This window comes from Candidatus Thiodiazotropha sp. AKAK2 (assembly GCF_058244685.1).
Genome location: NZ_JBSYOP010000022.1, coordinates 342,184 through 366,156, shown reverse-complemented (window position 1 = coordinate 366,156; position 23,973 = coordinate 342,184). Strand labels below are relative to the sequence as shown.

At 53.3% G+C, this 23,973-nt stretch carries 17 protein-coding genes; 2 read left to right on the top strand and 15 right to left on the bottom strand.

Annotated features, from left to right (window positions below):
* Positions 1–131: 131 nt before the first annotated feature.
* From AC4IE8_RS10450 to AC4IE8_RS10390, 13 genes are all read right to left on the bottom strand, one after another.
* A complete protein-coding gene (locus AC4IE8_RS10450) occupies positions 132–755 on the bottom strand; it encodes a hypothetical protein (protein WP_069003286.1) in 624 nt (207 codons plus the stop codon).
* 5 nt (positions 756–760) lie between these two features.
* Positions 761–1,285, bottom strand: coding sequence for a hypothetical protein (locus tag AC4IE8_RS10445; protein WP_490790964.1), 525 nt, complete (start codon positions 1,283–1,285; stop codon positions 761–763).
* A gap of 180 nt (positions 1,286–1,465) precedes the next feature.
* The gene (locus tag AC4IE8_RS10440) at positions 1,466–1,957 is read right to left on the bottom strand and encodes a GNAT family N-acetyltransferase (RefSeq protein ID WP_068994804.1); all 492 of its coding nucleotides are present in this window, start codon (positions 1,955–1,957) and stop codon (positions 1,466–1,468) included.
* Positions 1,958–2,138: 181 nt separating this feature from the next.
* Positions 2,139–3,590: a glutamate synthase subunit beta gene (locus AC4IE8_RS10435; RefSeq protein ID WP_490790959.1), complete on the bottom strand. Its 1,452-nt coding sequence runs from the start codon at positions 3,588–3,590 to the stop codon at positions 2,139–2,141.
* A 2-nt stretch (positions 3,591–3,592) separates the two neighbouring features.
* Positions 3,593–8,233 carry a glutamate synthase large subunit gene (gene gltB / locus AC4IE8_RS10430; RefSeq protein WP_068994802.1) on the bottom strand — a complete coding sequence of 1,547 codons (4,641 nt, stop codon included), beginning with the start codon at positions 8,231–8,233 and terminating at the stop codon, positions 3,593–3,595.
* 339 nt (positions 8,234–8,572) lie between these two features.
* Positions 8,573–10,327, bottom strand: a complete 1,755-nt coding sequence (locus tag AC4IE8_RS10425) for an AAA family ATPase (protein ID WP_490790958.1) — start codon at positions 10,325–10,327, stop codon at positions 8,573–8,575.
* 23 nt (positions 10,328–10,350) lie between these two features.
* Positions 10,351–11,442: a 3-dehydroquinate synthase gene (gene aroB, locus AC4IE8_RS10420; RefSeq protein ID WP_068994800.1), complete on the bottom strand. Its 1,092-nt coding sequence runs from the start codon at positions 11,440–11,442 to the stop codon at positions 10,351–10,353.
* 10 nt (positions 11,443–11,452) lie between these two features.
* Complete coding sequence (gene aroK, locus AC4IE8_RS10415; protein ID WP_068994799.1) at positions 11,453–11,974, bottom strand: shikimate kinase AroK; 522 nt, start codon at positions 11,972–11,974, stop codon at positions 11,453–11,455.
* Positions 11,975–12,173: 199 nt separating this feature from the next.
* A complete protein-coding gene (locus tag AC4IE8_RS10410) occupies positions 12,174–14,348 on the bottom strand; it encodes a type IV pilus secretin PilQ (RefSeq protein ID WP_490790957.1) in 2,175 nt (724 codons plus the stop codon).
* A gap of 31 nt (positions 14,349–14,379) precedes the next feature.
* Positions 14,380–14,913: a pilus assembly protein PilP gene (locus tag AC4IE8_RS10405; RefSeq protein WP_490790956.1), complete on the bottom strand. Its 534-nt coding sequence runs from the start codon at positions 14,911–14,913 to the stop codon at positions 14,380–14,382.
* 2 nt (positions 14,914–14,915) lie between these two features.
* Positions 14,916–15,515, bottom strand: coding sequence for a type IV pilus inner membrane component PilO (locus tag AC4IE8_RS10400; RefSeq protein ID WP_068994796.1), 600 nt, complete (start codon positions 15,513–15,515; stop codon positions 14,916–14,918).
* A complete protein-coding gene (locus AC4IE8_RS10395) occupies positions 15,512–16,072 on the bottom strand; it encodes a PilN domain-containing protein (RefSeq protein WP_068994795.1) in 561 nt (186 codons plus the stop codon). The genes AC4IE8_RS10400 and AC4IE8_RS10395 overlap by 4 nt, the downstream gene beginning before the upstream one ends.
* Complete coding sequence (locus AC4IE8_RS10390; protein WP_068994794.1) at positions 16,072–17,145, bottom strand: pilus assembly protein PilM; 1,074 nt, start codon at positions 17,143–17,145, stop codon at positions 16,072–16,074. Before AC4IE8_RS10390 ends, AC4IE8_RS10395 begins: the two co-directional genes overlap by 1 nt.
* A gap of 266 nt (positions 17,146–17,411) precedes the next feature.
* Between AC4IE8_RS10390 and AC4IE8_RS10385 the strand changes: the two genes are divergently transcribed.
* Together AC4IE8_RS10385 and AC4IE8_RS10380 are read left to right on the top strand one after the other, a co-directional pair.
* Complete coding sequence (locus tag AC4IE8_RS10385; protein ID WP_490790955.1) at positions 17,412–19,820, top strand: penicillin-binding protein 1A; 2,409 nt, start codon at positions 17,412–17,414, stop codon at positions 19,818–19,820.
* A 175-nt stretch (positions 19,821–19,995) separates the two neighbouring features.
* The gene (locus tag AC4IE8_RS10380; protein WP_068994792.1) at positions 19,996–20,658 is read left to right on the top strand and encodes a hypothetical protein; all 663 of its coding nucleotides are present in this window, start codon (positions 19,996–19,998) and stop codon (positions 20,656–20,658) included.
* A gap of 78 nt (positions 20,659–20,736) precedes the next feature.
* Here AC4IE8_RS10380 and AC4IE8_RS10375 read toward each other — a convergent pair whose 3' ends face one another.
* Together AC4IE8_RS10375 and AC4IE8_RS10370 are read right to left on the bottom strand one after the other, a co-directional pair.
* The gene (locus tag AC4IE8_RS10375) at positions 20,737–22,038 is read right to left on the bottom strand and encodes a citrate synthase (protein WP_068994791.1); all 1,302 of its coding nucleotides are present in this window, start codon (positions 22,036–22,038) and stop codon (positions 20,737–20,739) included.
* A gap of 372 nt (positions 22,039–22,410) precedes the next feature.
* On the bottom strand, positions 22,411–23,769 hold the full coding sequence (locus tag AC4IE8_RS10370; RefSeq protein ID WP_068994844.1) for a KamA family radical SAM protein: 1,359 nt from the start codon (positions 23,767–23,769) through the stop codon (positions 22,411–22,413).
* Positions 23,770–23,973: the final 204 nt, after the last annotated feature.

Below are 23,973 nucleotides of genomic sequence, written 5' to 3'. Positions count from 1 at the left end.
AAAAAAGTTGCATTAACGGCCTGCATGCGAAAGTTTATTACTATGTTGAATGCCATGGTAAGAGATCAAGTTACTTGGGCTTATTGATCTTTTTATTAGTCGGGTTGACGCCACAGTCGCTTGTTAGGGCCTTACTCCGCAATGCGATAAATGGTATTACCCTTTTTACTAACACGAGTTTCCAACACGCCTTCGGCCACCAACTTTCTTAATGTGCTTCTAAGCAGAGCTGGATCGTAGTTGCTAAGATTCTCGAACCCCGCCTGTTTTGATCCCCATTTTCTGATTCTAAGGGGCGAAAACGCCCACCTATTATGAGTAGAAAGGAAGCTGATAAGTAAGTTTCTCAACTCTGGCTCGGCAAGCATTTCATTGAACTGGACACCCTCGTGAGTTTCTCGCATTGCTTGTTCTAAATTCAGAAGGCGCTCTTCTACCTCGGAAAGGTCTTCAGCGTGCTCAGCAGCTTGTGTTTCAACGACTTGTTCGAATTCAAGTGCGCCAATTCGTTTAATACGAAGGCCGTATTTTTCCCATGGTATGTGCAATACAAATAGAACAGAAAAACAGAAAATGAGAATTACTGACAGGTTCAGGTCACTTGGCGAAGCAACCTCGTCGGGGCACGAAAGATACGAGTAGTAATAGTAAAGACACCAAATGGCGATAAGGGCAAAAAACAAAGATAGCCCCCAACGAACAATTGGATTAATACCAAAGGCTAATTGTTCTTTTTGCTCTTCTTCGATTGGCACTTTACTTACCTTTTATGCCCTAACAGTGGATTATGTGGACGGCACATATAACGTATTATGACGCCCCGCTTCTTTTCCCTAATCCAGAAAAAATCAATCTTAACTTCCATCAACATATTAAACAGTTTATAAATATATATTCCTACTCCCGTTTGGGTCGCCATACTGCTTTTACTACCGGGAGTTTTCTCTACTACGTTACTGGACGTACCAGACTCTCCGAGTGGCAGTCTCGCAACAAGATCGATACACATGGATTCATTGTATACAACTTGCTCCAGGCGCTTCGGCGCAATGGCATCGACAGTGAGCCTCGGCCCATAGAGTTCATGGTTTTGGAATCGCCCAACCTCACAAGCGTGTGACGTTTTGCAATATTGGATAGTGTAGAGGATGTTCTGAATATCGATCCGGGAAATAAATTCCCTGATTTGAGCCGAGAATTTCCTGTTTTGATCTGCTATCCCGGCGATTTGGTGGACAGCGAATGTTACTGGCTCGGTTGGACCAATCGATTTCTCTATTTCCATAAAGAGAATCATCCCTGTGATTGTACTGAATCTAACGTTGCTTCATTTCTAGAACATTTATCCTTGAAACGCAAGCTCTCACGGAAAATCGAACTAAGCTACTCTGCTTTTAATTCTTCTACACACACCGTTAAATCACCGGAACAATCCAATCTGTCACCTCAAACGCCGCTTGCGTTACTACCCAGATGCCAGCCATTTGTACATGACCAAGGCATCAACATAACCTTTTACCGGATGGTTAAACGCATCCGGCAGGCGCCCTACAATTTTAAAACCGAGCTTTTGCCAAAGTTGCACGGCTCCTTCATTGGCGGCGGCGACAAAATTGAATTGCATGGCTTTGTAGCCCATTTCGCGGGCTATTTCTTGCGAATGTTCGCACATGGCTGTGGCAAGACCTTTTCCTCTGGATGAAGATGGCACCATATAACCGCAATTACAGACATGACTGCCCGGTCCGGCCTGATTGGTTTTGATGTAATAGGTGCCAACGATTTTCTTATCTTCCACCACGACATAAGTTTTTCTCGGCAGATCCATCCAAAGCCTTTTCCCTTCGTTTTTGCTTGTATCGCTAGGGTAGGCGTAGGTGTCACCTGCGGAAGCTATCTCTTTGAAGATTGGCCAGATAGCATCAAAATCAACTTCGGTTGCTTCACGTATCTGCATGGCAGGTTCCTTTTATTCATGACGCTTACCACAATGTGCTAACGCGTATCGTTGAAGTTATGAATATCAGGGCATCTGAGAAAGGCTAGCCGCTGATGTGAATAGCAGCTGAATCGACAAAGAGAGGGGGATGGTCAATCAGTGGAAACGGCCCGGGATGAGCGCCCGGGCCGATGAAGTTTTACCACAATGGCAGATCAGTGGTTCCCATCAGGAATTCGTCAACCGCACGTGCACACTGACGACCCTCTCGGATGGCCCAGACCACCAATGACTGACCACGGCGCATGTCGCCTGCGGTGAAGACACCGTCGATGGAGGTCTTGTAGGCTGTGCCCCCTTCAGTGGCCGCTTTGACGTTGCCCCGGTTATCGAGTTCAACGCCCAGCTCCTCCAGCAGGCCTACATGCACCGGATGGACAAAACCCATCGCAAGGGTTACCAGATCCGCTTTCAGTTCGAACTCTGAACCATCGACTTCGCTCATCTTCCAGTTACCGGCGGAATCCTTCTCCCACTCGACCTTGATGCACTCGACACCGGCCAGGTTGCCCTGCCCGTCGTCGATGAATCGCTTGGTGGCGATCTGCCACATCCGCTCGCAACCCTCTTCCTGGGAGCTTGAGGTGCGCATCTTGTTGGGCCAGTCGGGCCAGGTGGTGCCCTTCTCCTCTTTTTCCGGAGGTTGGGGCAGAATTTCCAGCTGGGTGACCGAGGCGGCGCCATGACGATTCGAGGTGCCGATGCAGTCGGAACCGGTATCACCACCGCCGATCACCACAACGTTTTTACCTTCGGCGGAGATGAAATCCTCCACATGGTCGCCCTGCACTCTGTGGCTGTTGCTGCGCAGAAAATCCATGGCGAAATGGACGCCATTCAGTTCACGGCCGGGGATTGGCAGATCCCGTGGCTTTTCTGAACCACCGGTCAGTACGACCGCATCGAAATCGTCCAGCAGCTGTCTGCCGGGTAGATCCACACCGATGTGGGTGCTGGTCTTGAACTCCACGCCCTCGGTACGCATCTGCGCCATGCGGCGGTCGATGATCTTTTTATCCAGCTTGAAATCGGGAATGCCGTAGCGAAGCAGTCCGCCAATGCGGTTCTGCTTTTCGAACAGCACTACGCCATGCCCTGCCCTGGCGAGCTGTTGGGCGGCGGCCATTCCGGCCGGTCCGGAGCCGACGACTGCAACCCGTTTGCCGCTTTTATGATCGGCAATCTGCGGTTTCACCCAGCCTTCGCTCCAGGCCTTTTCGATGATGCTGTATTCGATGGTCTTGATGGTGACCGGGTTGTCTTCCAGATTCAGGGTACAGGACGCCTCACAGGGCGCCGGACAGATACGACCGGTGAACTCGGGAAAGTTGTTGGTGGTGTGCAACACATCGATGGCCGCCTGCCAGTCGCCCTTGTAGACCAGATCGTTCCAGTCGGGAATGATGTTGTTCACCGGGCAGCCCTGATGACAAAAGGGTATGCCACAGTCCATGCAGCGCGCACCCTGCTGGCTGACATTTTCATCGGTCAGCGGGATGACGAACTCTTCGTAGTGAGTGATCCGGTCCGACACCGGTGCATAGGTCCGGTCCTGACGATCGATCTCTTTAAAACCTGTTGGCTTGCCCATGCTTAGTGACTCCCATGGCTGGCAGCTGAACTACCACGCTTTTTTGCCTGCATCTCTTTCAGCGCACGCCGATACTCGACCGGCATGACCTTGACGAACTTCGGTAACATGGTCTCCCAGTTGTCCAGAATGTTCTTCGCCACATCCGAGTTGGTGTAGTGATGATGACGCTCGATCAGCTGCTTCAGGCGCAGCGCATCGAAGCGGGTCATGTCGTGGCTGAGGTCGACCATGCCGTGGCTCTCCAGATCGCCACCCTGATGATCCAGTGCTTCCAGCGCCTGATCCTCTTCCTCAATCGGTTCCAGTTCGACCTGAGCCATGTTGCAGCGATCGCCAAAATCGCCGACTTCGTCGAGCACATAGGCGATACCGCCGGACATGCCTGCGGCGAAGTTGCGTCCGGTCGGTCCGAGACAGACCACCACACCACCGGTCATGTATTCACAGCCGTGGTCACCCACGCCTTCAATGACCGCGGTGGCGCCGGAGTTACGCACGCCGAAACGCTCACCACCCACACCGCGGAAATAGCACTCACCACCGATGGCGCCGTAGAGTACGGTGTTGCCCACGATGATGTTCTCTTCCGCTTTGCCGATCGCCGACTCTTGTGGTGGATAGATCACCAGACGGCCGCCGGAGAGACCTTTACCCACATAGTCGTTACCTTCACCGGCCAGCTCGATGGTGATGCCTTTGCCCACCCAGGCGCCGAAGGATTGTCCTGCGGTACCTTTGGCCTTGATATAGATGGTGTCGTCGGTCAGGCCCGCATGGCCGTACTTCTCGGCTACCCGCCCTGAAAGCATGGTGCCGAAGGTCCGGTTGTAGTTGTGAATATCGATCTCGATCTTAACCGGCTGTCCGGACTCGATTGCCGGTTGGGCCTGTTTGATCAACTCGTGATCGATCGCCCTGTCCAGCCCGTGGTCCTGGTCTTCGCAGTTGTAGATCGCCACATCATCGGTCGCTTCGGGTTTCTTCAGCAGTCTGCTGTAGTCAAGCCCTTTCGCCTTCCAGTGGTTGATCGCTTTGCGCATATCCAGTCGATCGCTCTGGCCAACCATCTCATTCCAGCTCTTGAAGCCCAGCTCAGCCATCAGACGACGCGCCTCTTCGGCGACGAAGAAGAAGAAGTTCACCACGTGATCCGGGGTACCGGTGAAGCGCTTGCGCAGCTCCGGATCCTGGGTGGCGATACCCACCGGGCAGGTGTTGAGATGACACTTGCGCATCATCAGACAGCCTTCCGCGATCAGCGGGGCGGTGGCGAAACCGATCTCGTCCGCACCCAACAGGGCGGCGATCACCACATCCCGGCCGGTACGCATACCGCCGTCGGCCTGCACCGCAATGCGGCCACGCAGTTTGTTCAGCACCAGGGTCTGGTGGGTCTCGGCCAGGCCGATCTCCCAGGGAGAGCCGGCATGCTTGATCGAGGTCAGCGGGCTGGCGCCGGTGCCGCCGTCGTAACCGGAGATGGTGACATGGTCCGCATGGGCCTTGGAGACCCCGGCAGCCACGGTGCCCACTCCGACTTCGGAGACCAGTTTGACGGAGATCCGCGCATTCGGGTTGACGTTCTTCAGATCATGGATCAGCTGAGCCAGATCCTCGATCGAGTAGATGTCGTGATGAGGTGGCGGAGAGATCAGACCAACCCCTGGTGTGGAGTGGCGCACCCGGGCAATCTGCTGATTGACCTTATGGCCGGGCAGCTGACCGCCTTCACCGGGCTTCGCACCCTGAGCCATCTTGATCTGGATATCATCGGCGTTGACCAGATACTCACTGGTGACACCGAAACGGCCGGATGCCACCTGCTTGATGGCGGAACGCTCCGGGTTTCTTGTGCCGTCCGGCAGCGGATTGAAGCGCTCCGGCTCTTCACCACCCTCACCGGTGTTGGACTTACCGCCGATGCGGTTCATCGCCACCGCCAGGGTTGAATGGGCTTCATAGGAGATGGAGCCGAAGGACATGGCGCCGGTTGCGAACCGCTTGACGATCTCACTCGCCGGTTCCACCTCATCCAGGGAGAGTGGCTGATCCACCGCTTTGAATTCGAACAGACCGCGCAGGGTCAGGAGAATCTCGTTTTGCTCGTTGATCGCATCCGCGTAGGACTGATAGGTGTCCCAATCGTTGCTGCGCACTGCGTGCTGCAGCTTGGCGATGGTCTGCGGGGTCCAGTTGTGGTCCTCGCCGCGCAGACGGTAGGCATAGTCACCACCCACATCGAGGTGCTTCTTGTAGATCTGCTGATCGCCAAACGCCTTGTCGTGCCACTTCACCGCTTCAGCTGCCACTTCACTCATGCCGGCACCCTCGATGGTGGTGGTGGTACCGGTGAAGTAATCACTGACAAACTGGCTGGAGAGACCGACCGCGTCGAAAATCTGAGCGCCGCAGTAGGACTGGTAGGTGGAGATGCCCATTTTCGACATCACCTTCTTCAAGCCTTTGCCGATCGCTTTGATGTAGCGGTTCTGCGCCTCGTGGAAGGAGAGCGGCTCAGGCAGCGTATCGAGCTGGTTCTGAATGGTATCGAAGGCCAGATAGGGATTGACCGCTTCCGCACCATAACCCGCCAGGGTGGCGAAGTGGTGTACTTCCAGGGCGCCACCGGTCTCCAGCACCAGACCCGATTCGGTACGCAGACCTTTGCGGATCAGGTGGTGATGCACAGCCGAGGTGGCCAGCAGAGCGGGAATCGCTATGTTGTCAGCATCCACTTTCCGGTCGGAGAGGATCAGAATATTATAGCCCTCTCGGACATTCCGCTCCGCCTGCTCACAGAGCGCCTTCACCGCAGGCTTCATGCCTTTGGCGCCGTTCATCACCGGATAGATGATATCCAGAGTCTTGGTACGGAACACGCCACCGGTGTTGTCTTCGATGTGACGGACCCGTTCCAGGTCTTCATTGGTCAGCACAGGCTGGCTGACCTCAAGCCGCATATGATCGCCGGCGTCACCCAGATTCAGCAGATTGGGACGCGGGCCGATCAGGCTGACCAGGGACATCACCAGCTCCTCACGAATCGGATCGATCGGTGGATTGGTTACCTGGGCAAAGTTCTGTTTGAAGTAGGTGGAGAGATGCTTGGCTCTCAGTGACAGCACCGAGGGCGGATTGTCCGCACCCATCGAGCCGGTCGCTTCCTGTCCGGTCACCACCATCGGGGTGAGCAGGAATTTGATATCCTCCTGACTGTAGCCGAAGGCCTGCTGGGCATCCAACAGATCTTCATCACTGGGCGCCATGGGCGCCACATCCGCCGGCAGGGCATCCAGGTGGACCTGGGTCTGATCCAGCCAATCCTGATAGGGCTTGGCCTTGGCCAGTTCCGCTTTGATCTCGGCGTCGTCGATGATACGCCCTTGCTCCAGGTCGATGAGGAACATCTTGCCTGGCTGCAGACGCCACTTCTTGACGATCTTCTCTTCCGGGATATCCAGCACACCCATCTCGGAGGCCATCACCACCATATCGTCTTCGGTGATCAGGTAGCGAGCGGGACGCAGACCGTTACGGTCGAGGGTGGCGCCGATCTGGCGACCATCGGTGAAGGCAACTGCTGCCGGACCGTCCCAGGGCTCCATCATCGCCGCGTGGTATTCATAGAAGGCGCGACGCTGCTCATCCATCAGTTTGTTGCCACCCCAGGCTTCCGGGATCAGCATCATCATGGCGTGAGACAGGCTGTAGCCGCCGGCCACCAGCAGTTCCAGGGCGTTATCGAAACAGGCAGAGTCTGACTGCCCTTCCGGGATCAATGGCCAGATCTTGTCCAGATCGTCACCCAGCACTGCCGAAGCCATGGAGTTCTTACGCGCCCGCATCCAGTTGACGTTGCCACGCAGGGTGTTGATCTCACCATTGTGGGCGATCATGCGGAACGGATGGGCAAGATCCCAGGTCGGGAAAGTATTGGTGGAGAAGCGCTGATGCACCAGGGCCAGCGCCGAGATCATCCGCTCATCGGTCAGATCGGTAAAGTAGTCACCCACCTGATCCGCCAGCAGCATCCCTTTGTAGACCACGGTGCGGGAGGAGAAAGAGGTGAAGTAGAAATCACTGCTTCCTTCCATCTCCGACTGTTCGATCTTGTTTTCAATCTGCTTGCGGATCACAAACAACTTACGTTCAAAGGCATCCTGATCAGCGCAGTTGTCACCACGTTCGACAAACACCTGTTTCACCACAGGCTCCGTGGGAATCACACTGTAACCAAGATCCTTGTTATCGACCGGCACTTCGCGCCAGCCAAGCAGTTTCTGACCCTCGGCGGCGATCATCGCCTCGATGGTGTCTTCGGCTACAGCCCGACTGTCGCTGTTTTGTGGCAGGAACACCATACCGATGGCGTAGTCACCACTCTCCGGCAGGTCGAAGCCGGTCTCGGCCTGGAAAAAAGCATCAGGAATCTGTAACAGAATACCCGCACCGTCCCCAGCCTTGGGATCCGCGCCTACAGCGCCACGGTGGGTAAGCCGCTCCAGTATCTCCAGTCCCTGAAGGACGGTCTGATGGCTTTTAACCCCTTTGATGTTGGCAACAAAACCAACACCACAGGCGTCATGTTCATTGGCGGGATCATAGAGTCCCTGTTTTGGTGGTAAAGCACCATGGCTCATTTCACAAACCTCATTTTGCCCGCCCCCGGCAGATTGTTAGATCGCGCCGAAGGTTTTGCAAATAACCTGAAATAAGGAATTCACGGCGGCGAATCAAGCCGCCCGGTGTCGCAGAACCTGAAAGGATACTTGAGAATTACGTCTCAGACCAGAGCTTAAGACTTTTTTAGTTTGCCTATCGGATTTTCAATTCTAAACCGCCGTGTACTGGCCCCTAGATTATACAGTCCAGGAAAAATGAGACCATTGTTCAAACATGGTTTTAACTGGCACCCCGATGTTTGCCAGGTTATCGTTTAAAAATCAGATAGTTGTCTCATCAATAGAGCGGCCGCTAACTCAAGGAAGATTCTGCAGGGAAGCAAAACTTCGGGCCCACACACCCCCCTTGCGTACCGCTGCCGGCAGATCGCTCTGTGCGGCCAGCGCCAGGTCACGATTGGCGAAGGACCCCCAGATCAGCGCATACCAGGGTGCGCCCTTTCTCAGGGTTTTCACCGTTACAACCTGATTATCAAGAGAATTGAGTGAAATATAACGATTTAACGAGGCAAGATTCTCAACCGCGATCAGCTGCAGTGTATAGTTCTCCCCCGGCTGAGACTTGATCCAGGCCGCCGACTCGGCAAAAGGATCAGTCTCGACCTTAGGTTCAGTTACCGGAGCAACCACCTCAACCGGCTCCGCGCCCACCTCTTTGACCTCAGCGACAACCGCAGGTGGCTCGATTGGTTCAACCGGCTCAGCCTCGACAGTGGTGTCAGCGGCTGTCACCGCCGGCGGGCTGTCTGTCGTGACATTAGCTGTTACTTCTTCCGCAGCAGGCACCAGATCCGGCAATGGAGCAGGCTCGCTCAACTGCGCTTCAGGGGATGCACTGGGCTCAACTGTCTCAACAACCATTTCAGCTGACTTTTCCAGCTCGCCAACTTCAGCCACGACTTCTTGCTCAACGGCCTTCCCAGCTTCAGCCTCTCCATCATCTGTGGGGGCTGCCGCATCGGCCGTGTAGTCCATGGAGACCGGATCGACTCTGTTCACCTGCTCCTGACTCTGCTCAGCCATACCGCTTTGGCCCACTTCCGCCAATCCCGGCTCGGCAGCTTTAACAACCTGTTGATCATCCAATGCCGGCGTCATCGAGGCCAGGTCAGCGGTTTCATTCGGATCAACTGGCGCATTTGGATTGGGTACGAGATTTTGCGCCACCGCATCCGGCGGTGGTAGAACGATATCCTCCGCTTCCGGCTGACTTACCTTAGGTTCGGCCTGAGGCTCATCTATCGGTTCGAACAGAGAATTGATCGGCCCCTGAAGGAGCAACAGCAACAGAATCACCGACACCACCGACACACCGATCATCAATAGCTGTTTTCGGTAGCCACTCAAAGCCTCCGGTTTTGCCTCTCCCTGTATACCAACTTCACTCAGAATCGCACTTGCCAGAGGTCCGGGCACTCCGCCGGTCTCCTTGTACAAACGGTTCAGCTTGGTCTCTTCGAGGGTAAAGTTGTCGGATAATCCCTCATTTTTGAGCAGATGCCCCATGAATCCATTAGCTTCCTGCCGGGTCAGTACAGGCATATCGATAGCCTGAATCGATTGCGGGGTCATCACCTGCAGCTGTGGGGTGGAGAGAAGTAGATCGATCTGCTCATCGGCGAACAGCACGATACTCACCAGCCGGTCACCTTCAACCTGTCGTTCAAACAGCCGCAACAGGGTCATCAGACTGGTGGGTGGCAACATCTGTGCATCATCGACCAATAGCACCGGGGTTCTGCCGCGCTTTCTCAGCACTTCAAATCGATCCGCCAGGCGCTGCATGAGATCACCGGCAATGTCCGGCAGGCCGCTGCAACGGGCGATGAAGGCCAGCAGCCGCTCAGGTTGCAAGGTTGGCTCAGCAGAAAAATGGCAGACCATCCAATTCTCAGGAGCCATCTGCTGTAAGCGGGATGCCAGCAGTGATTTACCGCTCCCCTCGGCACCCCGAACCAACGGCACCAATTCACTATTCTCGATCAGGTGACGGATCAGGTCGAGATGGGCGGTGACTTCTGGAGTTGAAAAGAACTCATTGCTATCAGACACAATTGTTTCCGTTATAAATGAGATCAGTCAGCGTAGTGCTGTAATGTTTGTTCGAGTTTTTTCAGATCAAAATCATCTGTAACCAAAGACTGGCCGATTTTTTTCATGAGAACAAGTCTTAACTTGCCATCCATGACCTTTTTATCGACGGCCATAAGTTCTAGGAAACGCTCAGGGGTTAATGTCTTGGGTGGCGTTATCGGCAGTTTGGCCCGTTCAATCAACCTGACTGTACGATCAAAATCCTGCTGTGACATCCACCCCAATCGACAGGAGAGATCCGCAGCCATGCACATGCCGGTCGCCACCGCCTCGCCGTGCAGCCACTCACCATAGCCCATGCCGGTTTCAATCGCGTGACCGAAGGTATGCCCAAGGTTGAGTAATGCCCTCTGCCCGGCCTCTTTCTCATCCGCTTCGACCACATCCGCCTTACAGCGACAGGAGACCTGGATGGCGTACGCCAACAACTCCGGATCCCGCGCAAGCAGACCATCCATATGCGCTTCAAGCCAGCTGTAGAAAGGCTCGTCCACAATCAATCCGTATTTGATGACCTCCGCCAGTCCGGAGGCAAACTGCCGGTCATCCAGGGTTCTGAGGGTTGCGGTATCCGCCAGCACCAGACGGGGTTGGTAGAAGGCCCCAATCATGTTCTTGCCAAGCGTGTGATTGACACCGGTTTTCCCCCCCACGGAGGAATCCACCTGGGCCAACAGCGTGGTGGGCACCTGTATGAAGTGGACACCCCGTTGATAGGTCGCTGCAGCGAAACCGGTCATATCACCGATCACACCCCCACCCAGCGCAACCAGCGTGGACTGTCGGGTAAAACGTTGCTCAAGCATGGCGCTGTAGATCCGGTTTACCATATCCAGCGTCTTGTACTGCTCACCATCCGGCAGGATACAACTGGCCACATCGAAATCTGACAATGCGTTCAGAGTCTGTTCCAGATAGAGCGGAGCGACCGTTTCATTACTCACCACCATCACCTGGCGACCTGGAATCGCCTCTTTATAGTGATTGGCTTCGGCATACACTCCTTCACCAATGTAGATCGGATAGCTGCGATCGCCTAAATCCACATCCAATCGTTGTTCATACTTACTCAAGACTTCTACCCTACGAATTTAGTGTATTGATCTGCTTACGAATATCCTGCACCACAGCCTGGGTGTTTCTGCCCTCGGTACTGATCAACAGGTCGGCGGTCTGGCGGTAGAGAGGGTCACGCTCAGCCATCAGCGACTTGAGTTTGGCCATTGGATCATCAGTCTGCAGCAAAGGCCGGTTTTTGTCTCGATGGGTTCGCTCAAATTGCTGCTCAACCGTACAGTGGAGATAGATCACCAGCCCCCTGGAAGAGAGCACTTTGCGATTCTGCTCTTTGATCACCGCGCCACCGCCGGTCGCAAGCACCACCTCTTCTCTTTGGGTCAGCTCGTCGATCACCTCCTGCTCACGCAGGCGGAAACCCTGCTCACCCTCAAACTCAAAAATCGTTGGAATATCCACACCGGTGCGCCGCTGGATCTCCAGGTCGGAGTCGATAAACTCCTTCCGGAAATGCTCAGCCAGTTGGCGGCCGACCGTGGTCTTTCCGGCACCCATCGGGCCGATTAAAAAAAGGTTTTGAACATGCATACTATCATCGGTTTGACGAAGTGGCGGTACAGTTAAGCTGAGTTTATACAGCAGATTTGTCGCTACAGAAAAGCTTTATTCTATACGTGAACTGCTAAGCTGCGTCAGAAACAGCTAGGAAATTATGCTAAACCAGTGTTTTCATACGAAAAAAGGCGTGCAACCAAGGCACGCCTTTTGATCCGGGTGAATTCGCTTGTTAACGAACGGTGAGGGTTTCCTTGAGGATTTTCGGGGTTACGAAAATCAGCAGCTCATTGTTGTCGTCAACTTGTTCGTTGCGTCTGAACAGCACACCCGCATAGGGGATGTCGCCAAAGAATGGGACCTTTTCAGTCGCCTTGGTTTTGTTTCTCTCAAAGACACCACCGAGAACCACGGTTTCACCATTGTCCACCAGGACGGTGGTTTCAATCTTACGGGTATCGATGGGCGGTACACCGAGGATCGAGCGGGTGTAGTCCGGATTATCTTTATTGATGATCAGATCCATTCTGACCCTGTCATCCGGGGTAATGTGGGGGGTCACATCCAGCTTCAACAGCGCCTCTTTGAAAGAGATCTTGGTCGCACCACTCGAGGTAGCTTCCTGATAGGGAATTTCAACACCTTGCTTGATCGATGCCTGGGTCTGATCCGAGGTAATCACCCGCGGGCTGGAGATCAGTTCACCCCGGCCTTCGGTCTGCATCGCGGTAAGCTCAAGCTGCAGCAGATAGCTGCCGACCTTGCCGACCAGGAAGTTAAGACCACCGGATGGTGAATTCACTGGCAGATTGACCATCAATGCTTCACGATTTGCATCCGTACTGCTATCCCCATTGTTCTCGATACCAGGGGCAATACCAAATGAATTATCCAGATGACCAGGCATGGCACCGGCTGTCAGGGTGAAATTATCATCAAAGGAGCCATCGAAATTGGCGCCAAAGCGCACACCGAGATCCTTGGCAAAATCATTGTTAGCAATGACGATTCTGGATTCGATGAGTACCTGTCTGACCGGGATATCCAATCTCTGCAGCAGACGCCGAATATCCTCAAGTTTGGCCGCCGTGTCCTGGATCAACAGGGTGTTGGTCCTGACATCCACCGTGACATTACCACGCTCAGACAGCAGACGGTTTTCTTCAGATTTCAACAGATCCGCCAGATCCTGGGCCTTGGCGTAGTTGACCTGGATAAAATCGGATCTCAAAGGCGCCAACTCTTCAATCTTCTGCTGGGACTCAAGCTCCAGCTGCTCTCTCGCGGCTACCTCTTCTGTCGGCGCCACCATGATCACGTTATCGATCTGGCGCTTGGTCAAGCCTTTAGACTTGAGAATGATGTCGAGGGCCTGATCCCAGGGTACGTTCTTCAGTCGCAGTGTAATCCGGCCATCCACAGTATCACTGGTGACAAGATTCAAGCCGGTGAAATCAGCCAGTAGCTGCAGAACAGCGCGGACCTCGATATCCTGAAAGTTCAGCGACAGTCTGTCACCGGTGAAGACCAGTCGCTCCTTCAGCAAAGCATCTTTTTCCTGCTTGCTGAGTGAGCGAACTTCAACCGCAAACACCTCGTTTGCCTGATAAGCGAGATAATCATATTCACCGGTTGGGCTGATTTCTATAACAATATTCTCACCCACAGGTTTGGTTTCGATTTTGCTGATCGGGGTGGCGAAATCCATCACGTCGAGCGATTGCACCAAGGTGTTGTCAATGGTGGCCTTGAAGATCTCCATAACGATCTTGCCACCCTGCTCCCGCACATCAACCGGTACGGCAGGATTGCCAAGGGTAACCAATACGCGCCCTTCACCCGCTTCACCACGACGGAAATCAATATTTGCAACATCGTAACTGCCACCACGTGTTGAGGTGGATTCTGCCTCCTCATAGGTCATACTCGTGGTATTGGGTTGTTGGGCAACACTGGCGCTGGCGCCAATTCCCTGATTACTCACATCCAGGGTAATCATAACTGTGGAATCTTCAACTTCAGTCTTATAACCCACCATGGATGACAGGTTGATCACCAAGCGGGTTCTGTTACCCGCTTCCAATGCCGTGATGCTGTGCGCCGGTCCGACACCGATCAGTTTTGTTTTATATCCAAGAGAACTGCTCACACCGGAGAAATCAAAGGAGATACGAGCTGGATTCTCAGTCACAAAGCTGGTTGGCTCGCTGGCCGGACCAGACATCTCCAAAGCAATTTGAACCCTGTCTCCAGGCAGTGCGGAAAAGTCTATGGACTGCAGAGCAGGCCCGGCCATGACAGCCAGAGGCGTACCCGTAAATATCATCAGCAACGCCAATCCAAAAAACCTGTGCGCTAATGCGCGAACCAGCCCAGATTGATCCATCCCACAGTGTCTGAGTGCCATTGGCAAACCCCTCATCTCGAATTCCTCTTGACTATTCCGCCAACGCTAGCGAAGCCTGACGCTCAATGTAACCACCAGAACCATCCTGGACAATCTCGTTCAATTCGATTCTGTCTTCTGTAATCAGCATGATGCGACCATGATTCTGGCCCATATAGTTGCCAGACTTCACCTTGTGAACCGTCCCCTCTTTGGTTTTGACCAGCCCCCAAGCGACGCCAGTCTGCTCCAAAGTTCCCACCATTCGAATTGAATCGAGCGGGAAGCTCTCCAGCTCTTCTTTACGGCGATTGAAATCCGGTGTTAATCCATTTCCGGAGATACTGGAGGTCTCAGCCTCTTCTCCAGACATATCGATGAACGGATTGCGTCGTCCAGCCGCAGAGTAGAGAAATGTCTCGATCTGCCTGATCTCCGGAAGTGGCTCGATACGGGCCGGTGGCGCAGCCTTTCTTTCAGCCACGTAGCCCCTCAGCTCTGCCAGATTCGGATTGGCGCACCCACCAAGGATCAGCAGAGGCAGTAGAGCGGTCAATAACCGGTATTTATGCTGCACAATACTCACACTCACTCTCCTCCCTCTTCATCGAGATAGCGGTAGGTTTTGGCAGTAGCCTCCAGTGTCAGCTTGGGATCTGAAGATTTGGGATCGCCCCTTTTAATCTTGATATCATGAATTGTCACAATCCGGGGCAATGCGGCAAGCCCACTGATAAAGTTACCAAATTCATGATACTCACCTTTCACTATAACCTGGATCGGCAGCTCAGCATAAAAGTCTTTCGGTAACTCCTCCTGTGGCTTGAAGAGTTCAAACTCCAAGCCCGAGGCCAGTCCAGTCTGCGATACATCGACCAGCAACTCAGCCACTTCAGTCTTGTCCGGCAGCTGACGAAGCATGGTTCCGAACGATTGCTTCATCTCTTCCAGTTGCTGACGGTAGGCATCCAGATTGGAGGCTTTGGCCTGCTTTTGTTCGAACTCTTTACGCAGATCGAGCTCTTTTCTCTCCACTGTATCCAGTTGCGTCAGCTGGGCTTCGATAACCAGATAGTAGCCCGCAACCATCACAGCAATGGCTACCAGTACAACAGCAACCATTTTGACCGGTGTTGGCCAGATGCCGACATTGCTAAAGTCTAATTCATTGAGATCTTCTAAGTTCATTCTTCAACCTCCTCGGTCTGGGAGGCCTGTTTTACCGTGAGCTTGAAATGGCTGTAACCTGTACCCGTCTTCTCTTTGCTCTCAATAAAGTCCAGAGTTGGATTCTCCAGCCACTCTGAGTTGTCGATGTTGCGCATCATGGAGGATACCCGGGCATTGGACTGAGCCTGTCCTTCGAATGTCACTTTGTTGGCCGTCTGATCAATCTGATCAAGATAGACCCCCATCGGCAGGGTGGTCACGACCTCATCAAACAGATGCACAATCTGTGGCCGGCTACTCTGCAGTTCCTGAATGATATTCATTCTGGCCAGCAGATTCTGCTTGGTCTTATCCAGGTCACGAATCTCACTGATCTGCTTCTCAACCGTCTTGATCTCTTGCTTCAGAAAATTGTTACGCTGGTTCTGCGCCTCGATTTGAGACTGGATGATACTGTGGACGCCGTATACGGCCAGGGCGGAGAAGAGAACTCCGGCCAGCACCATCATCCCAAACTCTTTTTGGCGCTCTTTGCGTTCTGCTTCCCGCCAGGGGAGTAAGTTAATGCGCGCCATCAGTCAAAACTCCTCAGTGCGAGACCGCAGGCAATCATCAGTGCAGGTGCATCAGCACTCAACGCCTGGGGTTTAACCCTGGATGATACCGACATGTTGGCAAATGGATTTGCCACCGATGCCGGGGTTCCCAATTTCTCCTCCACCAGATCGTCTATGCCCGGTATGGATGAACTGCCGCCGGCCAGGATGATATGGTCAACGCTGTTATAGGCACTGGAAGAGAAGAAGAACTGTAGCGAGCGGCTAACCTGTTGCGCCATCGCCTCCTTGAACGGCTCAAGCACTTCAGGCACATAGTTATCGGGTAGCCCGCCCTGACGTTTCGCCATGCCGGCCTCTTCGATTGAGAGTCCGTAGCGACGTTGAATCTCTTCTGTCAGTTGGCGACCACCAAAATTCTGTTCACGGGTGTAGATGATCTTGTTGTTATGCAGCACATTCAGTGTGGTCGTGGTGGCACCGATGTCCGCAATTGCGATCGTCTGGTCTTCACCATGCTCCGGCAACTGATCGAGTAGCTGGGAGCAGGCATTCTCCATGGCGTAGGCTTCAACATCCACAATGTTGGCCGTCAGCCCGGCGATATCCAGCGCCTCAACCCGGTCATCGACGTTCTCACTTCGTGAGGCGGCCAACAGCACATCCACCAGCTCCGGGTTCTTCTCGGAAGGACCAATAACCTCGAAATCAAGGTTAACCTCTTCCAAGGGGTAGGGGATGTATTGATCGGCTTCCAACTGAATCTGGCTTTCCAGCTCCTGATCAGAGAGCGTGGCCGGCATCGATATCACCTTAGTGATGACTGCAGAGCCTGAAACGGCGACAGCAGCATGCTTGGCCTTGGATCCCGATCGCCTGACCGCTGTGCGTATCGCCTCGCCGACAGCGTCGACTTCAGCAATATTTTTCTCCACGACAGCATTCCCGGGGAGCGGCTCCACGCCATAGGCCTCGACACGATAAGTCGAACCGGTGCGCCCCGTGGCTTGCGACAACTCCAACAGCTTCACAGCTGTAGAGCTTATGTCGATGCCTATCAAAGGCGGCTTTTTTCTTCCGAATAGTGACATGCGGTTTACCCAAACGATCCTTATGCCGCAGAACTTAACTAGGATTCTCTTTAACTAGAGTAAGTAACTATATAGCAGCAAATGATTTTTTTGTGAAGACATTTTTTCACAAAAGAGCTCAAAAAGCTCGCATTTTATTTGCTAGACTATCGGACTTTGCATGGGACCATTCTGGTCTCCCCGGATCAACTAATTCTGTGAACCAGCGCATGAAGTCGTTCTACAGACTCTTAAGATACCTCGTTTACTTCTTATTCGGCCTATCCGTGATAGGTGCCTGCGGCCTTTATGGCGCCTATCTGTATCTTGAACCCAAGCTGCCATCCATTGAAACACTCAAGGATGTGCGTCTGCAGGTTCCCCTTCGTATCTACAGCAGCGACCACCTGTTAATCGCCGAGTTTGGTGAAAAACGCCGTGAGCCCCTTGGCTATGACGATATTCCACCTCGCATGATACAAGCGTTTCTGGCCGCTGAAGATGACCGATTCTTCCAACACCCTGGTGTGGATTATCACGGCATCATACGTGCAGCCGTCCAACTGCTCCTGACCGGCGAAAGACGGCAGGGTGGCAGTACCATCACGATGCAGGTCGCGAGGAACTTTTTCCTCAGTAGCGAGAAGACCTACACTCGCAAACTCAACGAGATATTTCTCTCCTTCAAGATAGAGCGCTTGTTATCCAAAGAGGAAATACTCGAACTCTATCTGAACAAAATCTATCTCGGTCACCGTTCCTACGGAGTCGGTGCCGCTGCTTTAGTCTATTACGGCCGACCTGTGGAAAAACTTGAGCTTTCCGAAATCGCCATGATCGCCGGTCTGCCCAAGGCGCCTTCACGCTTAAATCCCCTCTCAAATCCGCAGCGGGCTCTAATCCGCAGAAACTATGTTCTCGGCCGAATGCTGGAGCTGAACCAGATCAGCCGGGCTGAGTTTGATGCTGCCAAAGCAACCCCGATCACAGCCGAACTCCATACCGCACCAAGCGAGATCGAAGCTCCCTATGTTGCTGAAATGGCAAGGGCTGAAGCAGTTTCACGCTATGGACAGGAAGCCTATACCAGTGGCTACACCATCACAACCACAATTGAAAGCCACCTTCAGGAAGCAGCAAATCTCGCTTTACGGAACGCGGTCCAAGCCTACGACAAACGGCATGGATACCGGGGGCCCGCTGGCCATCATGAACTCAGCGAAGAGCCTGACCAGACGGAACTGATAGAGATCATAACCGGCATCCCCAGCGCTGCCGACCTAAAAAAAGGGATGGTAATTGCTTTAGATGAGAAGTCGATCACAGTTCTAACCGGGCAAGGCGAGGAACTAACCATCGACTGGCCAGGCCTCTCCTGGGCCAGCGCCTACATCGACAGCGAACGCAAACAACCTGAACCCAAACAGGCCAGTGAAATCGTCAAGCCAGGTGATCTGATCTATCTCTACAGCGACAAGGATGAAAAGGGTGAGGCCTACTGGCGACTTGGACAGATCCCGAAAGTCTCCGGTGCATTGATCTCACAATCACCTTCCGATGGCTCAATCAAGGCTCTGGTGGGTGGTTACGATTTTTATCTGAGCAAATTCAACCGGGTTACTCAGGCCAAACGCCAGCCTGGCTCCGGTTTCAAGGCGTTTATCTATTCCGCAGCACTTGAAGCGGGCTACAATCCGGCCAGCATCATCAATGACGCGCCGGTTGTTTTCGATGATGAAGGCCTAGAGGCCACCTGGCGCCCGGAAAACTACAGCGGAAAGTTTTTCGGACCCACCCGCCTCAGATACGCCTTGACCCACTCCCGTAACCTGGTCTCGATTCGCCTGTTGCGCAAGATGGGAATCAAACATGCGGTCAACTATGCCAGCCGCTTCGGCTTCGATAAAAACCAACTGCCCTATGACCTTTCGCTGGCACTGGGCAGTGGCGCGGTAACCCCACTGGCGATGGTTGAAGGTTACAGTGTGCTGGCCAACGGCGGCTACTATGTCTCTTCGCACATCATCGACACCATCCGTGATGACAAGGGAGAGGAGCTTTATCAGGCCAATCCACTGCAGGTTTGTGACGAAACCATGCAACAGGCGGTAGAGGAGGCCAATGAAAAGCTTCAGGCACTGGCATCTCTGCCTGAGCAGAGTGAAGAGGAGCTTCCTGTCGTCCCCCGTTGCGCCAAACGGGCGATAACCGAGCAGAACCAGTATCTCATGCACTCAATGCTGCGGGATGTCATTCAGCTGGGCACGGCCCGTAAGGCCAGAGTGATCGGCCGCAAAGACATCGCCGGCAAAACCGGCACCACCAACGATCAGAAAGATGCCTGGTTCAACGGCTTCAACCACTATCTGGTCACCACCACCTGGATCGGATTTGATGATGTCTCCCCACTCGGCCGAGGTGAGGTTGGCGGGCGGGCGGCACTGCCGGCATGGATCGATTTCATGCAGGTGGCACTCAATGGCATCGAAGAGAAGTCACCCGACATGCCGCCAGGCATGCTCACCATGCGCATCGATTCAGAGACCGGCAAACCGGTCAATGTAGGCCACCCCAACGCAATCTTTGAAGTGTTTGAAGTGGACAAAGCGCCCAAGCCACCGAAACACGACCTCAACAACACAACACGTCGTGGACAAAACGAAAGCAACGTCAATGCGATAGAAGACCCGTTTTAACACCAGGAGCGGAGCAGCGAGCCACAACGAACAGGAAAATCGTACTGAAATTGAATTTATCGTCAAAACCATGGCCTAAGCTAGTCGTGTCGAAGCCTGTTATCATGAAACCATTAACAGGCTTCTGAAATAGTGTCACAATCCTGGTAGAGACAATCTCGCAAGCAAGACCTCTATGAGCAGCGGAAAAAGATCATTACAAAAACGCATCGCTTATGAAGCGGCAAAAATACTTACCGAGCTGCGTACCGATAACCTGGCTTACGCCTGTCGCAAGGCAGCGGCCAAACATGGCATCACCAAGCAACAAATGATGCCAAGCCGGGATGAGATCGAACAGGCGCTGAAGGAACAGCAACGCTTGGTGCTGGGTGACAAACAACACAATGCACTCAATCAGTTACGGAAAAGTGCACTGGATGCGATGCAGGCGCTGAAGCAGTTTCAACCGCTGCTGGTCGGGCCTGTATTGCAGGGAACAGCGGACGACAACAGCCACATTGAGCTACACCTGCAGGCGGATACACCTGAAGAGGTATTATTCGCTTTGAGCGATTTACACATTCCCTGGCAGGAGAAGCAGCGCCAACTGAGCTTCAGTGACGGTAGCCACGACACCATCCCCTGTTTTCGCTTTAGCGCGGATGAGATTCAATACCTGCTGATGGTTTTCCCAAGCGGGAAAAACCGTAAACGCCCACTGGATCCTTTCGACCACAAGCCTTTTCAGAGCGCCAACATCAAGCAGCTGAGAGCGCTGCTCGATGAGCAACACTCTGCGGAATCGGATTATTATGAAGACGCTTTTCCGCTGACCGGGGAAACCAGCCGCGGATAGGGCCGGCTTTAATGCCGCTGGAATCCAGCAGCAAAACAAACCTGGTCGTTATCCCGAGAGCGATCCAACAAGCAATGATCAGCGCTTATCAATCGGCACATAGTCCCGACGTGGATAACCTTTGTAGATCTGCCGGGGACGACCGATCTTCTGCCTGGGATCGTCCATCATCTCCATCCAGTGGGCAACCCAGCCGACGGTACGGGCAATGGCAAACATCACGGTAAACATATTGTTCGGGATACCCAATGCCCGGTAGATGATGCCTGAATAGAAGTCCACATTCGGATAGAGTTTACGTTCGATGAAATACTCATCATTGAGCGCAATCTCTTCCAGCCTTTGAGCCAACTCGAACATCGGGTTGTTGTTATCCGCCAGCCTCTCCAGCACCTGATGGCAGACACCCCTGATAATGCCCGCACGAGGATCGTACTTCTTGTAGACACGATGACCGAATCCCATCAGACGGAAACCGTCATCCTTGTCTTTTGCCTTGGCGATGTATTTATCGATTTGCGATACGTCACCAATCTCCGCCAGCATATCCAGCACCGCCTCGTTGGCGCCACCATGCGCCGGCCCCCAAAGAGAGGCAATACCTGCGGCAATACAGGCAAACGGATTGGCCAGCGAGCTGCCTGCCAGACGTACGGTTGAGGTACTGGCATTCTGCTCGTGATCCGCATGCAGGATGAACAGCAGGTTGAGCGCCTTCTCGGCGATCGGATCCAATTCGTAATCTTCGCAGGGTGTCGCATACATCATGTGCAGCAGATTCGCGCAATAGGAGAGATCATTGCGCGGATACATGATCGGCTCACCGATGTTGTGCTTGTAACTGGCTGCCGCAATGGTCGGCATTTTGGCAATCAGTCGATGTGCCGCAACCTGCCTCTGAACAGGGTCGTTGATATCAAGAGAGTCGTGATAGAACGCGGACAGGGAGCCGACCACCCCAACCATGATCGCCATCGGATGGGCATCATAGTGAAAACCGCCGAAGAAATGCTTCAGCGTTTCATTCAGCATGGTGTGGCGACTGATCAGCTTGTTGAAATCGCCCAGCTCCTGGTGATTTGGCAGTTCACCATTGAGCAGCAGATAAGCGGTCTCCAGAAAATCGCCACCATCGGCAAGTTGCTCGATGGGATAGCCTCGATACTCGAGTATGCCGACCTCACCCTGAATGAAGGTGATCTTACTGTTACAGCTGGCTGTCGACATAAAGCCCGGATCATAGGTGAAAACACCCGCATCCTTATAGAGCGATGAAACATCGATTGCAGGTGGGCCTTGAACCGACTCGCGAACCGGTAATTTGATCGACACGCCGGTCTCATCATTCGTCAAGGTATAAGTTTTCTCATTATCCGCCATGGTGAACTCCGTAAAGTACTGCAACCAACCTGATACACGCCACGATATGCCGTTTTGAGTAAAAAGGCCAGTTACAGCTAAAACAGATGTAACTCTGTGAATTAATTATAAATTTTTCTACCCATGGTAGGGCGGGAGCAGTAATCCTGACTGATGATGGCAGGAGATTCAAGTCCGTAACTGGGGCTATCACACGCCCGCCAGGAGCTTCTATCGCCTACTGCATGCAGAATTGAGATTGCATTAAAATCTCCACACGCCTCATATAATAATTTTATAAGCCCCCAAATTATAGCTTGAAGGCTGGCCGTGCATCATCAGATTATGTAAATGATAACTATTGGGTTTGCACCCAAAACCGAATGCCCGCTTCTAAACAGCGGGCTTACGGAAAAAGCGCGCCGAGTGTTCGTCTGCGGGCTGCAACTGATCAAACCAGGTCGCCTGTTCATCAAACTTGGCAAAAAACGGCTGCTGGACCCAGGAGGGATCCCTGGCCTGGATGAACCGCAGCACAAACACCTTTTGCCCGTTCATCTCGGTTATTCCCTGAATCTCCACCTTGCCTGGATCAGCACTCATACTAGGGCCACGTGCCGTACGACCCAGCCCGGAAACCTTTTGCATCGCCTGTCGGTAGATCTTCCAGGCCTTGTAGAGAGGCACCTCAAAATAGCGCCTGGCTCCGGTATCCCGTTCAACAAATTGATAGTAAGGGATGATCCCGAGTTTGATCTGTTCGTTCCAGAGTTTTACCCAATCATCGTCGCTATCATTGATATGGGCCAGCAGGGGACCCTGACTTCGAATCTCGGCACCGGTTGCACGCAAGCGGCGAATCGCGGCACGGGCGATGTCCGTATCCAGCTCACGCCAATGATTGTAGTGGGCCATGATTGCGACATGCTTACCCGCCAGTACCAGATGGTGCAGCAGCTCGACCAACTCATCCGCATCATCGTCGGTGATGAATCGTTGCGGCCAGAAGGTCAATGCCTTGGTGCCGATTCTTACGGTTTGAATGTGGCTGAAACGGGGATGCAGCAGAGGCTCCAGATAGGTCTTTAACTGACGGCTTTTCATCACCATCGGATCACCACCGGTGACCAGCAGATCGGTGACTTCCGGATGCTCTTCAAGATAGCCGTAGAGCTTGTCGGCTTCGGTGGTCGCCATGCGAAGATTTTTATCACCGACGAACTGGGCCCAGCGAAAGCAGAAACTGCAGTAACTGTGGCAGGTTTGCCCCTGACTGGGAAAAAACAGCACCGTTTCACGATACTTGTGCTGCAGCCCCGGGATCGGCTCACCAGCCGCGTCAGAAGGGACATTGTGCTCAAGCTGGCCGGCAGGATGAGGATTCAACTCCTGACGGATCTCATTCGCCACAAGCTTCAGGGCCTGCTTGTCCATGTCAGAGCGAATCGCCATTGCCATGCGGTTGTAGTGAACGTCCGAAAGCATGCCCTTTTGTGGAAAGGTCAGCTGAAAGATTGGATCATTTGGTACTTGCTGCCAGTCGATGAGCTCTTCGATCACATAAGCATTGACCCGAAACGGCAAAACCGCCGAGACCACCTTCATTTCGAAACGTAACGACTCAGGCAGCTGTTGCAACTCTTTGATCTTGTCTAAATCTCTGGCGGTATAGACCCGGAATTGCTGTTTCGGGACTCCGTCAAAATCGACGGTGTGCAGAGGTGTTCGAGTCAATGGTGACTGTTGCGGCATATTCAGCTCCAGATCTGTCGCTTGTTTAACCTGAGTCTCGCTAGAGATTGTCTTGGTCGTATCAAGCCCCATGCTGAAGCGGCCAACGCCTCTCAGCTTCTTCTATCGGGGGCGGAAACATTTTTTTTTGCTTTATTAGACTAATTTAAACTTCAAAGCCGAAGATCAGCTGAAGGATTCAACCCTAGGGAGTGTAATCGCCAC

Excerpts from the sequence above, each read along its gene's own strand:
- AC4IE8_RS10370 (WP_068994844.1), bottom strand. The coding sequence starts at position 23,769 with ATGCCGCAACAGTCACCATTGACTCGAACACCTCTGCACACCGTCGAT.
- AC4IE8_RS10410 (WP_490790957.1), bottom strand. The coding sequence starts at position 14,348 with ATGGCACTCAGACACTGTGGGATGGATCAATCTGGGCTGGTTCGCGCA.
- AC4IE8_RS10440 (WP_068994804.1), bottom strand. The coding sequence starts at position 1,957 with ATGCAGATACGTGAAGCAACCGAAGTTGATTTTGATGCTATCTGGCCA.
- AC4IE8_RS10395 (WP_068994795.1), bottom strand. The coding sequence starts at position 16,072 with ATGGCGCGCATTAACTTACTCCCCTGGCGGGAAGCAGAACGCAAAGAG.
- AC4IE8_RS10380 (WP_068994792.1), top strand. The coding sequence starts at position 19,996 with ATGAGCAGCGGAAAAAGATCATTACAAAAACGCATCGCTTATGAAGCG.
- AC4IE8_RS10435 (WP_490790959.1), bottom strand. The coding sequence starts at position 3,590 with ATGGGCAAGCCAACAGGTTTTAAAGAGATCGATCGTCAGGACCGGACC.
- AC4IE8_RS10390 (WP_068994794.1), bottom strand. The coding sequence starts at position 17,145 with ATGTCACTATTCGGAAGAAAAAAGCCGCCTTTGATAGGCATCGACATA.
- AC4IE8_RS10400 (WP_068994796.1), bottom strand. The coding sequence starts at position 15,515 with ATGAACTTAGAAGATCTCAATGAATTAGACTTTAGCAATGTCGGCATC.
- AC4IE8_RS10445 (WP_490790964.1), bottom strand. The coding sequence starts at position 1,285 with ATGGAAATAGAGAAATCGATTGGTCCAACCGAGCCAGTAACATTCGCT.
- gltB (WP_068994802.1), bottom strand. The coding sequence starts at position 8,233 with ATGAGCCATGGTGCTTTACCACCAAAACAGGGACTCTATGATCCCGCC.
- aroK (WP_068994799.1), bottom strand. The coding sequence starts at position 11,974 with ATGCATGTTCAAAACCTTTTTTTAATCGGCCCGATGGGTGCCGGAAAG.
- AC4IE8_RS10375 (WP_068994791.1), bottom strand. The coding sequence starts at position 22,038 with ATGGCGGATAATGAGAAAACTTATACCTTGACGAATGATGAGACCGGC.